This window comes from Mesorhizobium sp. P2_H9 (assembly GCF_056403215.1).
Window position 1 is genome coordinate 1 of record NZ_JBFUFX010000019.1, and the last position, 13,727, is coordinate 13,727.

At 63.6% G+C, this 13,727-nt stretch carries 13 protein-coding genes and 1 pseudogene; 9 read left to right on the top strand and 5 right to left on the bottom strand.

The window, feature by feature from the left end; translation table 11 throughout:
• The 4 genes and pseudogenes from AC1DXN_RS27990 to AC1DXN_RS28005 all read left to right on the top strand — a co-directional run.
• Window positions 1-268 (top strand): annotated as a pseudogene (locus tag AC1DXN_RS27990) (DoxX family protein); the annotation flags it as partial.
• Between the two features lie 259 nt (window positions 269-527).
• Window positions 528-3,077, top strand: coding sequence for a caspase family protein (locus AC1DXN_RS27995; protein WP_477278084.1), 2,550 nt, complete (start codon window positions 528-530; stop codon window positions 3,075-3,077).
• The gene (locus AC1DXN_RS28000) at window positions 3,074-3,394 is read left to right on the top strand and encodes a hypothetical protein (protein WP_477278086.1); all 321 of its coding nucleotides are present in this window, start codon (window positions 3,074-3,076) and stop codon (window positions 3,392-3,394) included. The genes AC1DXN_RS27995 and AC1DXN_RS28000 overlap by 4 nt, the downstream gene beginning before the upstream one ends.
• 140 nt (window positions 3,395-3,534) lie before the next feature.
• The gene (locus AC1DXN_RS28005; RefSeq protein WP_477278088.1) at window positions 3,535-3,807 is read left to right on the top strand and encodes a hypothetical protein; all 273 of its coding nucleotides are present in this window, start codon (window positions 3,535-3,537) and stop codon (window positions 3,805-3,807) included.
• Between the two features lie 102 nt (window positions 3,808-3,909).
• Here AC1DXN_RS28005 and AC1DXN_RS28010 read toward each other — a convergent pair whose 3' ends face one another.
• On the bottom strand, window positions 3,910-4,542 hold the full coding sequence (locus AC1DXN_RS28010) for a TetR/AcrR family transcriptional regulator (protein WP_477242201.1): 633 nt from the start codon (window positions 4,540-4,542) through the stop codon (window positions 3,910-3,912).
• A gap of 418 nt (window positions 4,543-4,960) precedes the next feature.
• On the opposite strand from AC1DXN_RS28010, the gene AC1DXN_RS28015 reads away from it, so the two are divergent.
• From AC1DXN_RS28015 to AC1DXN_RS28025, 3 genes are read left to right on the top strand one after another with little or no spacing between them, the layout of a single operon-like run.
• Window positions 4,961-5,440, top strand: a complete 480-nt coding sequence (locus AC1DXN_RS28015; RefSeq protein WP_477278090.1) for a (2Fe-2S)-binding protein — start codon at window positions 4,961-4,963, stop codon at window positions 5,438-5,440.
• Complete coding sequence (locus AC1DXN_RS28020) at window positions 5,437-6,420, top strand: FAD binding domain-containing protein (RefSeq protein ID WP_477278092.1); 984 nt, start codon at window positions 5,437-5,439, stop codon at window positions 6,418-6,420. Before AC1DXN_RS28015 ends, AC1DXN_RS28020 begins: the two co-directional genes overlap by 4 nt.
• Window positions 6,417-8,711: a xanthine dehydrogenase family protein molybdopterin-binding subunit gene (locus AC1DXN_RS28025; RefSeq protein ID WP_477278094.1), complete on the top strand. Its 2,295-nt coding sequence runs from the start codon at window positions 6,417-6,419 to the stop codon at window positions 8,709-8,711. Before AC1DXN_RS28020 ends, AC1DXN_RS28025 begins: the two co-directional genes overlap by 4 nt.
• A 71-nt stretch (window positions 8,712-8,782) precedes the next feature.
• Here the strand turns inward: AC1DXN_RS28025 and AC1DXN_RS28030 are convergent, their stop codons facing one another.
• From AC1DXN_RS28030 to AC1DXN_RS28045, 4 genes are all read right to left on the bottom strand, one after another.
• A complete protein-coding gene (locus tag AC1DXN_RS28030) occupies window positions 8,783-9,604 on the bottom strand; it encodes an outer membrane beta-barrel protein (protein WP_477278096.1) in 822 nt (273 codons plus the stop codon).
• 70 nt (window positions 9,605-9,674) lie between these two features.
• Window positions 9,675-10,394 (bottom strand): outer membrane protein, encoded by a 720-nt coding sequence (locus AC1DXN_RS28035; RefSeq protein ID WP_477278098.1) that lies wholly within the window; start codon window positions 10,392-10,394, stop codon window positions 9,675-9,677.
• A 78-nt stretch (window positions 10,395-10,472) separates the two neighbouring features.
• Window positions 10,473-10,946: an outer membrane protein gene (locus AC1DXN_RS28040; RefSeq protein ID WP_477278186.1), complete on the bottom strand. Its 474-nt coding sequence runs from the start codon at window positions 10,944-10,946 to the stop codon at window positions 10,473-10,475.
• Window positions 10,947-11,429: 483 nt separating this feature from the next.
• Entirely contained in the window at window positions 11,430-12,719 is a 1,290-nt protein-coding gene (locus AC1DXN_RS28045) for a helix-turn-helix transcriptional regulator (RefSeq protein WP_477278100.1), read from the bottom strand.
• 127 nt (window positions 12,720-12,846) lie between these two features.
• Between AC1DXN_RS28045 and AC1DXN_RS28050 the strand changes: the two genes are divergently transcribed.
• Together AC1DXN_RS28050 and AC1DXN_RS28055 are read left to right on the top strand one after the other, a co-directional pair.
• On the top strand, window positions 12,847-13,002 hold the full coding sequence (locus AC1DXN_RS28050; RefSeq protein WP_477278102.1) for a hypothetical protein: 156 nt from the start codon (window positions 12,847-12,849) through the stop codon (window positions 13,000-13,002).
• 50 nt (window positions 13,003-13,052) lie between these two features.
• On the top strand, window positions 13,053-13,727 hold the full coding sequence (locus tag AC1DXN_RS28055; RefSeq protein WP_477278103.1) for a hypothetical protein: 675 nt from the start codon (window positions 13,053-13,055) through the stop codon (window positions 13,725-13,727).

The following is a 13,727-nucleotide window of genomic DNA, read 5'->3' on the forward strand; positions in this document are numbered from 1 at the left end:
CGCGGTCGCGCTCGGACTGTTCTGCCTGGCAACGGCAGCGCTGTTCCACACCAATTTCGCCAGTCAAAATGAGCTGCTGCATTTCGAAAAGGATTTTGCCATAGCCGGCGGCATGTTCGTCCTCGCCGTTTCCGGCGCGGGTGCGATATCCCTCGACAGGCTGCTGACCAGCTTGGTGAAGCGCCGGCAACAGGACAGTGAGACGGTTGCGGCACTCATGGCGGCGGGTAGCCCGCTGTCGGTGGGCGATATCAAGCTGCCGTTCTAAGCGGGAATGCTCGGGAAATGGCTGCTGCCGCTGCTAAGCATTGGCAGCAGCAGCCTGATTGTTGGGCAGCGGCAGCCTATTGTTGCGGACACCCTTCCGCTGCGGTAATCTGGAGCCCGATCGGACGAGAACCGTGCCCGCTGTCGCGATGGCTTTCACTCTGTTTCCGTCTCGGCAGATTGTGAACTCTTTAACAGACCTCGAAGCCGAAAGCTGCGTTGTTGTCGGCAATGGGGGTGCAGCGGTTAAGGGATTTGCCATGCTCCGACTTTGCGGATTCATTGCAGTCTTCATCCTCGCGAGCCTCGTGACTTTCGAGGCCTGCGCCGATCGAAGGGTTGCCCTGGTGATCGGCAATTCCGACTACCTAGAGATTCCGGCGCTGAAGAATCCGGCCCAGGACGCCGACGACGTGTCCAACACGTTTCGACTGGCCGGTTTCGAGGTTTTCGTCGCCAAGAACCTCACCAAGCAGCAATTCGAGGCCCAGTTCCGCGACTATCTGGCCGCCGTTGATGGCGCCGACCTGGCTGTCGTCTACTATTCCGGGCACGGCTTTCAGATCGGCGGCGAAAACTTCCTGATCCCGGTCGATGCCTCGTTGAAAAAGGCGGCCGACATCGAGGTCCAAGCCATCAAGCTCAACGATGTGCTGGAGCAGTTGCGTTCGAAATCGAAAATCCAGGTGATCATCCTCGACGCCTGCCGCAACAACCCCTTCCCGCGCAACAATTACTGGCTGCGGGACCAGCTTGTCACCGCGGGCACCAGCGGGCTGGCGCAGGTGAGAAGCTCGCTGAACACGCTGATCGCCTTCGCCACCGAACCCGGCGCGGTCGCCTATGACGGCAGCGGCGACGTCAGCCCGTTTTCGTCGGCGTTTTCGCGGCGTGCGCTTGCCCCGAACCAGGAGATCCACACGGTCATGTCGGCGGTGCGCCGGGATGTGGTGGAGGCCACGAAGGGCTTGCAGGTGCCTTGGGAGAACTCGTCGCTCATCGATGACGTTGTGCTGATGCGCCGCAGCAACCGGCCCTCGCTGCCGCCGGTACTGGAAAAGGTGGTGTTGTCGGGGGTCGGCCCTGTCGATCTCGGCCTGCCCGAACCCGTMGATGTCGACGGCGGCAGCATCACCATCAGCATCGAAAGGCCGCCCGCTTTGGGACGGCTGATGCTGGACGGCAAGGCTGTCGCGACGGGCGAGCCGATCCAGGGCAAGGACATGCCGCGCCTGCAGATGGACGTCCCCAAGGGGGGCGCCGCGCAGGATGAGGTGGATATGCTGGCCTATGCCACGCATGACGAGTGGGGCAACGGAACCCAGGGGCTCCTGATATTCCGCGTCAAAAGCGGCGAAGGTGCTGCGGGCCAACAGGTCATGGCCTCGCTAGAGGCGAAGCAGAAGCAAGAGGTGCTGGAGCGCGGCATTCATATCACCGGTGCCGCCGAGGCCATCGAAAACCGCAACATCGATGTTCCCGTCGGCGTCGGCCCGGTTGCGCTGAATCTCGATTTCCCGACGGACGATCCGGCGGTCAGCCTGAAGGTTTCGGGGTATCCGGCCACCGGAACGCTGTCGCTGCCGGATCGAACGCTGTCGCCCGAGTCGAGCCTGATGGCCGGTGAAGTCGACCGCTTGCGCTACGAACCCCAGATCGGGGCCGGCGCGCCGGTCGAGGTCGGCTTCGAAATCCGGGCCGACAGCAGCACAGCCAGACCTGCCGCGATGAAACTGTCGCCGACTGTCGATCCGTGCGATACGGCCGCCGGCGAACCGCTCGACCTGCAAGGGGTGGTTCCCGGCCTGCTGCCCAATGAAATCGGCACCAAAGCGGTGGAGGTCTGCGAGGCCGCGGTGAAGGCCTATCCCGATGTGCCGCGCTTCCGCTACGAACTGGGGCGTGCGCTGCTTGCGGCCGGCAAGGTCGAGGAAGCAAAGACAGCCGTCGAAGACGCCGCCAAGAAGGGGCACGTGCGCGCGCTCTATGAACTCGGCTACCTCTACGCGACAGGCACCGCAATGGCCATCGACCGTACACAAGCCAACTCCCTCTACAAGGCGGCAGCCGACAAGGGCGATCCCTACGGGATGATGGCGTGGGGCCGCGCTCTGTTCAACGGCCACGACGTCAAGCCCGACGCCTCCAAGGGTCTGGATCTGCTGCTGAAGGCGGCGGCAATGGGGCACACCTATGCCATGAACGAGCTGGCCGCGATCTTCACCGAGGGCCGCAACGGTGTGCCCGCCGACGCGGCGCGCGCCGTTGCCTTCCTGCAGGCCGGCGTGCAGCGGCAGGACATGTATTCGATGAATCTGCTCGGCCGCAACTACCTCAGCGGCCAGGGTGTCGACAAGGATCCGAAGACGGCGCTGGGGCTTTTTCAGAAAGCGATGGACCTCGGCCAGCCCTATGCTCCGGCCAGCCTTGGGCGCATGTACCGGGACGGCATCGGCGTGGAGCAAAACCTCGCCGAAGCGCAAAGACTGTTTGAACTGGCAACCACGCGAGGCGATCACTCCGGCGCTTATGATCGCGCGGCCCTCGAAATGCAAAAGGGCGACAAGGCCGATCAGACCGTCGCCGTGCGTTTCCTTGCATTCGCCGTAGCGCTCGATCTCCGCAAGGAGCTGCCGGACGCCCCGAAGGTCCTGGCGCAATTCGGCGCGAAGCCGAAAACGGCGGCGTTGAAAGAGTTGCGCCAAGAGCTCAAGTCGAAGATCGCCGCGTCCGGCTCGCTGGACGCTCAGTTGGTCAATGCGGCCAGGGCAGTCTGGGAAGAAGCCAATCCGCGTCGGGACTTGTTTTGAACAACGAGGAGGCAATCGTGGGCAGGGCATTGAAGCAAGCATTCATCGGGACAATTCTATCCGGCCTCCTGGCAGGGCTCATGGGCTGCACGTCCTTGTTGCCCACGGCTGAACCAGCACCGCAGCCGACGAAGTATCGGAAGGTCGTTCGCACGACGCCTCCACCAAAGGTCGTCAAGTATAAGAAGGCGGTCGCCAAAAAGGTGGTCACCAAGAAAGTGATAAAGCCAGTCGAGGAAGCCCCCGAAAAGCCACCCCTCATTCCCGCTCTCGGCGGCGGTAGCGGAGGCGGAAGCTCCGGAGGCAGCAGTTGGTGACAAGGTCGCCCGAGACCGCAGGTCGTCCATCAGCGGCAGCTAATTGACAGCTCAGAAGAAACGGCGCTCACTCGCTGCGTAGGTGGATCGCAGCAAAGGCGGGCGATTTTCGACCCGCGGCGTCACCTTGGGAGGATGCCATGCCGACCGTTATTGGCCATCACAACATCATAAAGGACAGCGAGCACTGGCTCTCGTCACCGAAGCGCAAGGAAATCTTCGGCTCACTCGGGATCACCAACATCCGCACGTTCGTCGATCCGCAGAACCCGAAACGGGTGGCTGTGATGATGGACGTACCTGATATGGATAAGCTTGGGGCCCTGATGCAGAGCAAGGCAGCCGCCGACGCGATGGCCCACGATGGCGTGGTGCCGGAGTCGCTGGTGATCCTGGTGGAAGCGAAAGGATAGTTCGCTCAGCCGCTAGGGTCTGTTCCGATATTACAGTGAAGCCAGCCGGCGCGAGCGCKCGCGCCGGGTCCGTGGTGTCGTACGGCTACGCCCCTGTCTTCATCACCCACGCCCGTTGGCACCCTTGGCGGCCCCAAACCGCAAGCCGTCCATCAGCAGCGACACCAGCCGGCGCGAGCGGTCGCGCCAGTCCTTGGTGTCGGGAGCCGAGTAGATGCCGCTCAGCGCGTGCAGCACATCGGAGCTGTCGACGTCGCCACGGATCGAGCCGTCGGCGACCGCCGCGTCGACCAGACGCCGCAAGGCGAGCGTCACCCGGCCCGAGCTATCGGAGAACAGGGTCGAGTTGGTGGTGAGCAAGAGGCGCAGGCTGGTGGCAAGGCCGCGCTTGGTGGCGATGTAGTCGACGAAGCGCTGCATCCATTGTTCCAGCGCGACATCGGCCGGATGATGGCTGGCGAGTTCGTCGGCGGCCGCGCAAAGCCCCTCCACTTCGCGCCTGTACACCACCTCGACCAGATGCTCGCGCGTCGGAAAATGCCGGTATAGCGTGCCGATGCCGACACCGGCCTGGCGTGCGATCTCCTCCAGCGAGGCATCGACGCCTTCAGCGGCGAAAGCCTTTGCCGCAACCTCGACCAGCGCGTCGCGATTGCGCTGCGCGTCGGCGCGCAAGGGTTTTGCTCCGGCGGCTTCGGGTTTGTCGGCAAGCGTGGCGGGCGGCTCTGCGGCCAATTTTTTCTCCAATCGCATTTCCGGGCTTGAACAGCTTACCGCAAGCCCCCAATTAAATAAACGGAGGTGCCTCCGATTTGTGGAGTGCCTTCATCATATAATCAGGGGGAACCGGTATGTCACGTGCTGAGAGCTTGCAAGCCGGCCGCACTGCCCGCTGGAGATTGGCGCAGACGGCGGAGAGCATAATCTCCCCCCTCGAGGGGGAGATGTCGCCAAAGGCGACAGAGGGGGTCGGTTCGACCGGGCGCGACCTCCCGTGGCAGATGGAGGTTAGCGCTCCATGCGAGGCGACCCCCTCTGGCCGCTTCGCGGCCATCTCCCCCTCGAGGGGGGAGATTACGCTCTCCGCCGCCCCTCGCCCGCCCCGACACCAGATCATTCCCCATCCGCGTCAAGCAACTGGAGCCAGACGCCCATGACCACCACAATCCCCATCCATCTCGACATCAACGGACACCACCACGAGCTGGAGGTCGAGCCGCGCGTCACGCTGCTCGACGCCTTGCGCGACCGTCTCGACCTGACCGGCACCAAGAAAGGCTGCGACCAGGGTCAGTGCGGCGCCTGCACGGTGCATGTCGACGGCCAGCGCGTGCTCGCCTGCCTGACCTTGGCCGCCCAGGTCGACGGCCGCGCGATCACGACCATCGAAGGGCTGGCCGAGGCGGACGGCACGCTGCACGCTGTGCAGACCGCTTTCCTCGAACAGGACGCCTTCCAGTGCGGCTATTGCACGCCCGGTCAGATCATGTCGGCGGTGGCCTGCATCCGTGAAGGCCATGCCGGCTCGGATGACGAGATCCGCGAATACATGGCCGGCAATCTCTGCCGTTGCGGCGCCTATCCGCACATCGTCGCCGCCGTGCGCCAGGCGGCACTGGAGGTCGCATCATGAGGGACTTTTCGTATTTTCGCGCCGGCTCGGTCGACGCGGCACGTCAGGCAGCCGCCCTGCCCGGCGCCATGCTGCTTGCGGGCGGCACCACGCTCATCGATCTCGCCAAATGCGGTGTCGCCGAACCACAGACGATCGTCGACATCACCCATCTCAGGGGGCTCGACGCGATCACCGTCGATGAGCGCGGCGCCACCATCGGCGCGCTGGCTAAAATGAGCCACATCGCCGACCATGCCGACATCAAGAGCCGCTTCCCCGCCGTCTCGGAAGCGCTGTGGCAGGCCGCCTCGCCGCAGATTCGCAATATGGCGACCATCGGCGGCAATCTGATGCAGCGCACGCGCTGCCCCTACTTCCGCGATCCCGAAAATTTCCCCGCCTGCAACAAGCGCACGCCCGGCAGTGGCTGTTCGGCGCTCGGCGGCGTCACCCGCGGCCATGCGGTGCTCGGCACCAGCGATGCCTGCATCGCCATGTATCCCGGCGATCTCGCCGTCGCGCTGGTCGCCTTCGACGCAGTGGTCCATCTCGGCGACCGTCAGCTCGCGGTCGACGACTTTTTTCTCCTCCCGGGCGCCTCGCCCGACAAGGAGCATGCCATCCAGCCCGGCGAAGTGATCACCGCAATCAGCATTCCCGGCTCCGCCGCCGCACGGCGTTCGACCTACCTGAAGGTGCGCGACCGGCAATCCTATGAGTTCGCCGCGGCGAGTGCGGCTGTCGGCGTCGAGTTCGAGGCTGACGGAAGGACGATCCGCGACCTGCGCGTGGCGATGGGTGGCGTTGCCACCAAGCCGTGGCGAGCGCGGGCCGTGGAAGCGGCATTGAAGGGCAAGGTGCTGGAGCCTGACACAGTGCGGGCCGCCAGCCTGCTCGCCATGGAAGGCGCCGTCGACCATGGCGCCAACCACTACAAGATCGAACTGGCGCCGCGCGTCGTCGCCCGCGCCATAATCAAAATGGGAGAGACGGCATGACCGTTCACAACATCCGACATGGCGATGCCTCGGACGGCGGCGGCGATGCCGTCGGCGGGCGGCTGTCGCGCGTCGACGGCCCGGCCAAGATCACCGGTGCCGCCAAATATGCCGTCGAGCAGCAACTCGAAGGGCTCGTCTATGCCGTGCTGGTCGAGAGCACGATTGCATCAGGCAAGGTGCGCTCGATCGACACCAAGGCTGCCGAGGCAGGGCCCGGCGTGCTCAAGGTGTTGACGCCCGACACCATCGCGCCGCTGAAAACCGCCTCGGACTGGTTCGGCACACCGCCGCCCGATGTGCCTTATTGTCCGCTGGCGCGCGACATCACCTTCTCCGGCCAGCATGTCGCCGCGGTGGTGGCGGAAAGCTTCGAGCAGGCGGTCGCCGCCGCAGCGCTGGTCAAGGTCAGCTATTACGAGACGCCGGCCATTGTCGACCTCAGCGACGCGAAGGCCGGCGACGGCATACCGATCGCCGCCATGACCAAGGAATGGGGCGATGCGCAGGCGGCGTTCGCCGCCGCTCCGGTCAGGATCTGCGCCGCCTACAACACGCCGCGCGAATACCAGGCGCCGATGGAGCCGCATGGGCTGATCGCGCGCTGGGAGGGCGACCAGCTCACTGTCTGGGAGCCGAGCCAATGGCTGGACGGCATGGCGCGCACCTATGCCGAATGGTTCGGCGTGCCGTTCGAGAGTGTGCGGCTGGTCTCGCCCTATATTGGCGGCGGCTTCGGCTCCAAAGCGCTGGCGCTCGGCCACAGCGCGGTGGCTGCGGTGGCGGCCAAGATGCTCGGCCGACCGGTGAAGCTTGTCATGACGCGGCCGCAGACCTTCACTGGCTATGGCGGACGCGCCGCGACGCGCCAGACGGTGGCGCTCGGCGCCGATGCCGAGGGACAGATCCAGTCGATCGTGCATCGCGGCGTCAATGAAACCTCGATGGACGGCATGTGGGTCGAGCCATTGGGCGTGGTCACCTCGATCATGTATGCGACGCCCAATTTTTCGTCGAAGCAGAATGTCGTGCGAGTGAATTCGGTGGTGCCTGGCGCCATGCGCGCACCGGGAGAGAACCCGAGCGCCTTCGGCATCGAGTGCGCCATCGACGAACTCGCCTATGAGGTCGGCATCGACCCGCTGGCGATACGCCTGAAGAATTATGCCGAACAGGATCCGCACGCGAAAAAAGCCTGGTCGACACGGCAATTGCGCGAAGCCTACGCCACTGGCGCGGAAGCCTTCGGTTGGTCGAAGCGCACGCCCGCGCCGCGCTCGATGCGCGATGGCAACCAGCTGATCGGCTGGGGCGTCGCCGCCGGCACCTATCCGGTGCGGCGCGCCTATGGCGAAGCGATGGTGCGCATTCTCGCCGATGGCTCGGTCGAGGTCGAAAGCTCCTCGATCGACATGGGCCAGGGCACCTACACGATCCTGGCGCAGACCGCCGCCGAGACGGTCGGCGTGCCGGCAGAGAACGTCGTGGTGAAGCTCGGCGACTCGCGCTTCGCCCGCGCCGGTGTCGCCGGCGGCTCCAGGCTGGCCGGCGTCATGACCGGCGCCGTCTACAAGGCGGCGACCGCCGCGCTCGACCAGTTGGTCGGACTGGCGATTTCCGATCCGCGTTCGCCTTTCCATGCGCTGCAGGCCAACACGCTGGTTGTCGCCAACGGCCGCATTGCATCGCCGCGCGGCGACGGCCCTGATGTCTCGATCGCCGAGTTGCTCGCCAGCGTCGGCCGCGACCATATCGAGGCGCTCGGCGACACCATGCCGGTGAATTCGACGGCCGCCGATCGCTACAAGAACTACACCACCATTGCGGCTGCCCTGCCGCACACAGAAGGCGACTATTCCCGCCACAGCTGGTGCGCGCATTTCATCGAGGTGCGGGTCGACGAGGATTTCGGCACGGTGCGCGTGTCGCGCGTGGTGTCGGCGCTGGATTCCGGCCGGCTCTATAACCCCAAACTCGCCGAAAGCCAGTGGAAGGGCGGCATCATCATGGGCATCGGCCAGGCGCTGCTGGAAGAAGGCATCGTCGATCGCCGCCATGGCCGCATCATCAACAACAACCTCGCCGACTATCTGGTGCCGACCAATGCCGATATCCCGGATATCGAGGTGATCTCGGTCGGCATTCCCGACCTGCATTCCTCGGTGCTTGGCGGCAAGGGCGTCGGTGAGCTCGCCATCGTCGGCGTGGCGCCGGCAATCGCCAATGCCGTGTTCCACGCAACAGGCAAGCGCGTGCGCGATCTGCCGATCACGCTGGAGAAGCTGATCTAGGGTAGCGCCGGCGACGAAGCTGCCGATCTCTCCCGCAACGAGGGGATCGGCAACGTCGTCGTCTCTTCGCCCTACTTCGTGTTGATCGCAGAGGCGGGCCTGTAGGTGTCCATGGTCGCTCCGTTGCGGTCTTCGTCGAACAGCGAGGCGCTGCCGAAGCTGGCGCGCAGGCCGATGACGAACTTGTTGGCCCTGGTGTCGTGGCTGAACGTTTCGACTTTCGTCCGTTCGAATTGATAGCGACCGAACAACGACCAGGGCGTTTCGTCGAAACGGTACATTGCCTGGACAGCAACGCCGAACACGTCCTCTTTGACGCTGTATTGCGTTCTGTTGAAGGCGAGCTCGCCATCGAGGCGAAGGTTCTTCTGGACGAAATAGCGCGCCGTGGCGTGCACACCCCATTGGTTGCCACGAAAAGCGTTGATTGTGAGCTGACCTATGCTGGCCTGGCCGTAGAGGGTCAGATTGCCGAGATAGAGCTGGGCTTCCGGACCGACCGCATAATTATACGCCGTCACATTGCTGTCGATGCCGAATGACGTGTAGGCGGCGAAGACGCCGGCGGCGAAGCTGTCGGGATTGCGGTAATAGAAGTGGATCGCGCCGCGGGTCTCGTAAAGCGGGGCATAGTGACCCCATATGCTGTCGTAGGTCACGTCGCCCTGCAGGTTCCAGCGCTGCGCAAACGCAACGTTGACGCGCGCCGCACCCCCACCGGCCCGGGTCGTGTAGTCGTCGCCGACAAAGCGAAGCCCGCCGAGATAGAGTTCGCCGTAGCCGGAAATACGGGGTGTCGCCACCCTCTCCCCGGCTAGCGGCTGGACGGTCTCCTCCGCGTAGGCGGATGTCGCGGCGATCAGTGACGCGACGACGATTGAACAACGATGCATCGAGGCCCTCAAGTGCTAACTGCGATTCTGTTCCGGACAGGGCGCCCGGAGGTGGAAAATGAGCAGCGGATCAGAATTTGTAGGCGACACCGATGCGGATATCGTGCGTCGTCAATTCGATCGCATCCTTGTTGAGAGGAGCCCCGTTGAAGATAGCGTGACGCACAGAGGTGTGGCGGCCGAAATCGGCAAAGCGATATTCGCCGCGAACCAACCAATTGTCGGTAACGGCGTATTCGACGCCAGCGCCCAGCGTATAGCCCTTGATCGTATCCTTGACGTCGGCGTAGGGGACGCCGCCGGGAAGGAACACCGTGGTGTGCCTATACGATCCCACTGCCAGGCCGCCGGTGACAAAGGGTAGCCAGCGATCCACCGCGTAGCCGGCTCGCAGGCGAACGGTGCCAACCGAGTCCAGCTTGAGCACGCCACCGGCGGTAGGATCCTCGACGCCGAGGGCCTGATACACCGTGGTGTCTTTCACGCTGGCGAAGCTGTAGTCGCCCTCGATGCCAAGCACCAACCCGCCGTCGAACTGATGGTTGAAGCCGGCATACAGGCCGCCGAAGCCACCGGACGGACTGTAGTCCCATCCGTAGTTGTCGAAGCTGCCAGCCGCAAAGGTCTGCCCGACCCTTGCGTCTCCCCAGGCGTATCCGGCCTGCGCGCCAACGTAGGCGCCGGACCAGTCGTAGGTAGCGGCAATTGGGAGGCCCTCATTGGCGTCCGCCGCGGACGCCAGGGTAACAGGTGCCAGAAGAAAAGCCGTAGCAAGAAGAATGGTTTTCATCGTTGGTTGCTGTCCCAGAAATGCTTGGCTCCGCGCCGCGCAAACGCCCGGCGCGAGAGTTCTATTCGGTCCGTCAGATCAGAATTTGTAGCTCAGCCCGACCCGCAAGGCGTGCGTCTTGAGATCGATGTTCGACACCGTGCCAGGACCAGAAAGCGGCACCGAGATGTCCTTTTTGCCGAAGTCGGAGTAGCGATACTCGACGCTGGCGATCCACCTGTCGGTGAAGGCGTGCTCAACGCCAGCCCCGACCGTCCAGCCAAGATGGGTTTCGTCGTGGATCGTTATCGCAGCGACGGGGCTGGTGGAGACCACGCTCATTTCATACTTGGCCGCGCCCACGCCCGCAGTGATGTAGGGCAAGGTCCGATCGAAGGCGTAGCCAGCCCGCAGCCTCGCCGAACCTGACCACTTGAGATCGGTCTCGAGCAGCGCACCGGCGCCTGCGAAGGTGCCCACCCCATTTACATCATTGTACGCAAGATCAGCCTCGGCACCGAGCACGAAGCGGTTCGCCAATTCCTGATTGAAGCCGATATGGATGCCGCCAATAAAACCGCTCGGATCGAGGGGCGCGTTTACGTCGTTGCCCCCGCCGCCAGCGCCGATGAAGAGATTGGATTTTCCGGCCGCGTAACCGAAGTGAACGCCGGCTAGAGGCCGGACCAGTCGTAGGCGGCGACAGGCGCGCTCTCACTGATGTCGGCTGCGGATGCCAAGCCGACGGGCGCGAGAATGATGGCTGTCGCGAGAAGAATTGTTTTCATTGTCAATGTGCTGCCCCGAAATGTTGCGTTCCCCGCCGCCGAAATGCGTCGCGGAGATCCAGCTGTTGTCGACGCCCCGGTGTTGCATTGTCCGCCGCCCGCGTCTTGGGCTGGGCCGCACTGGAATTGTCCTGGAACGCGCCGCGGCACTTTCCCGGCCAGTGTGGCCGATCAGCCGCAGTAGATCAGTGCGCCCCGTGCGTGCGTCGGCAAGCTGGCGCCCCCTCCGCAAGGGGCGGTCGGCAGCCTCAGCCGGCCCACCATTGGACTATGACTCGGGAACCGCGAGGGGGGCGCCCATGTCCGAAATGAGTTTGACGAGATCGGCCTGGCGCCGCGTGCCGGTCTTGGCGAAGATCCGGTTGAGGTGCGTCTTGAGGGTGTTCTCGCCGATGCCCAGCGACACAGCGCTTTTGGGCGCGGACAGGCCGCTGCCGATCCTGAGCAGGACCCGCGCCTCCGCGGGGGTCAGGTCGAACAGCGTGGTGAGCACGGCTTCCGGCAGTGGCGAGGAGGACGTCGTGGTCGACACGAAGACAGCGGCACAGGCGGGCCGGAAAGCCGCGCGCGCGGTGCCTTCGGTCAACGGCAAGATATAGGCGACGGCGGGCGGCTGGCCCGGGGCCGAAATGGGCAGGCCTATGCCGCGCGAGCCAAGCGAGGCATCCGCGCTCGCGGCACCGGCGATCGCTTGCTGCAGGGCCACGACCACTGCCGGATTCTGCGCCTGGAGCAGGCCGTTCCTGGACAGAATGGGACCTTGCGCCAAAAGCATCTGTTGGGCAGCCCCATTGGCATGGAGGATTGCGCCATTGGCGCCGGTCAGCACGACAGGGACGGCCAGATGGTCGAGCGCCTGACGATAGAGACTGGCGGTCACGCGGGCCTGATCGAGCAGATCTCCAATCAGGGAAGCACGGCGCAGATGCGGCGAGAGCAAGGCCATGAAACGCTGCTCCTCGACGGATATGATCCCCCTGTCGGCCCGTATGGTGCATCCCATGAGGCCGATACGGTCCGGTGTGTGAACGAATTTGGTGATGCAGCCTTCGCGCAATCCCTGCGGATTGGCCCAATTCTGAAAAAACCGCGTCTGCTGCAGGTCGGCCTCGCTCATTTGCGATAGCGTCGTAACGGGCGTGTCGATATCGCCAACGACCGCGGCCTTCAGCCCGGGAATTGCGTCAAAATCATAATCCTCCTGGAGAACGCGCATCTGCTCGGCATCCCAGGGCGACTGGGCGGCGAAGCGGCCGTGGTTGTCGGCGGTGCTGGCAAGCGCGATGGTGGTATAGGCCGCGTCCATGGTTTCGGTGATCCGGATCATGACCTCGGCCCAGCCGTCCGGATTCAACACGCAATCGTAGATATCGCCTACAATGGAACCAAGGACTTCGCTGCTCAGCCTTTCCACCGTTTCTCCTACACCAGCATGCCCCGCCCCTCTTGATGGATGGCGGGCAAAAATGAAACCAGCAGCATTTTGACAGCGGCTCGATGCAAGGGCACCGATCCGCCTGGAGGATTTTGCTGGCGTCATACTTTCGGGTGACGCCAAGCGCTATTGGGTTCGATTAAGGGGTCCAATCAGCTGAACGCCAAGCCATCAATGTTGCCGGTTATTCCTGGAATGGAAAGCGTCGCGTTAGATTTTTTTGAGACTGCGGGTTTTGCGGAGCGCATCCTTGTCACGAAAGACGGCGTTTTCATCGGCGGATTTGCCGGAGCATCTTGGCGACCGCGATCGATTTTCCCTGCGGCAGGATATCCATGTCGCCGAGATCTGGTCGGTCGAATACGGCATCTCGGAAAAACCTGCATTCGAAGCCACGGCCATCTGATCGGTGGTGCTTGGCCAGATGGCAGGGACAATCAAGCCTATGAGGGATGCTTGCACAGGATTACCTACAATTCCAGCGACCTGATCGGCGGCGAACAAATCCAGAAAGAGCAATGGATCTCATCGCTGACATCCGGTTATGCCCGTCTGCGTGCCGATCCGGCCATCGGCAAATCGTTCGAAGGCGAGCTCAGGATTGTTCGAACTTGCGACGTTTCGGTGGGCACGATCCACGGCACTGTCAAATCGATATCGAGAACCCCTGAAGACATTGCGGCCCAAAGCACCAACAATGTCGTGTTGCTTCTCAATGCCGGGCACTCCCCGCTCAGCGTCGACCAGTCGGGAAGGAGCGTCGAGCTCAGTCCAGGCGCGTCCGTTCTTGTCGAGCAGAGCTCTCCCTCAATCATCCGAGTGAGCGACGGGCAATGCGGCCTGATCGCCGTGCAGACCGATCGCGAACGCGTTCGTCAGCGATATGCAGGGTTTGAGGATCGCCTGATGACGGTCGCGTCTAGCACGATGATGATCAACGCCCTTGTTCGTGCCTATGTCGGCGTTCTGGCCGATGAGAAAGAAGCCGTCTCAACTGACCATGCAGTTCGTGGCCGATCATATTGCCGATCTGATCGCCGCCACCGCTTCCATTGCCGCACCTGTAACGGCGCACGACAACGCGGACGCGCGAGGTCTACGTGCGGTGCGGACGCAAGCGATTCTGACTAG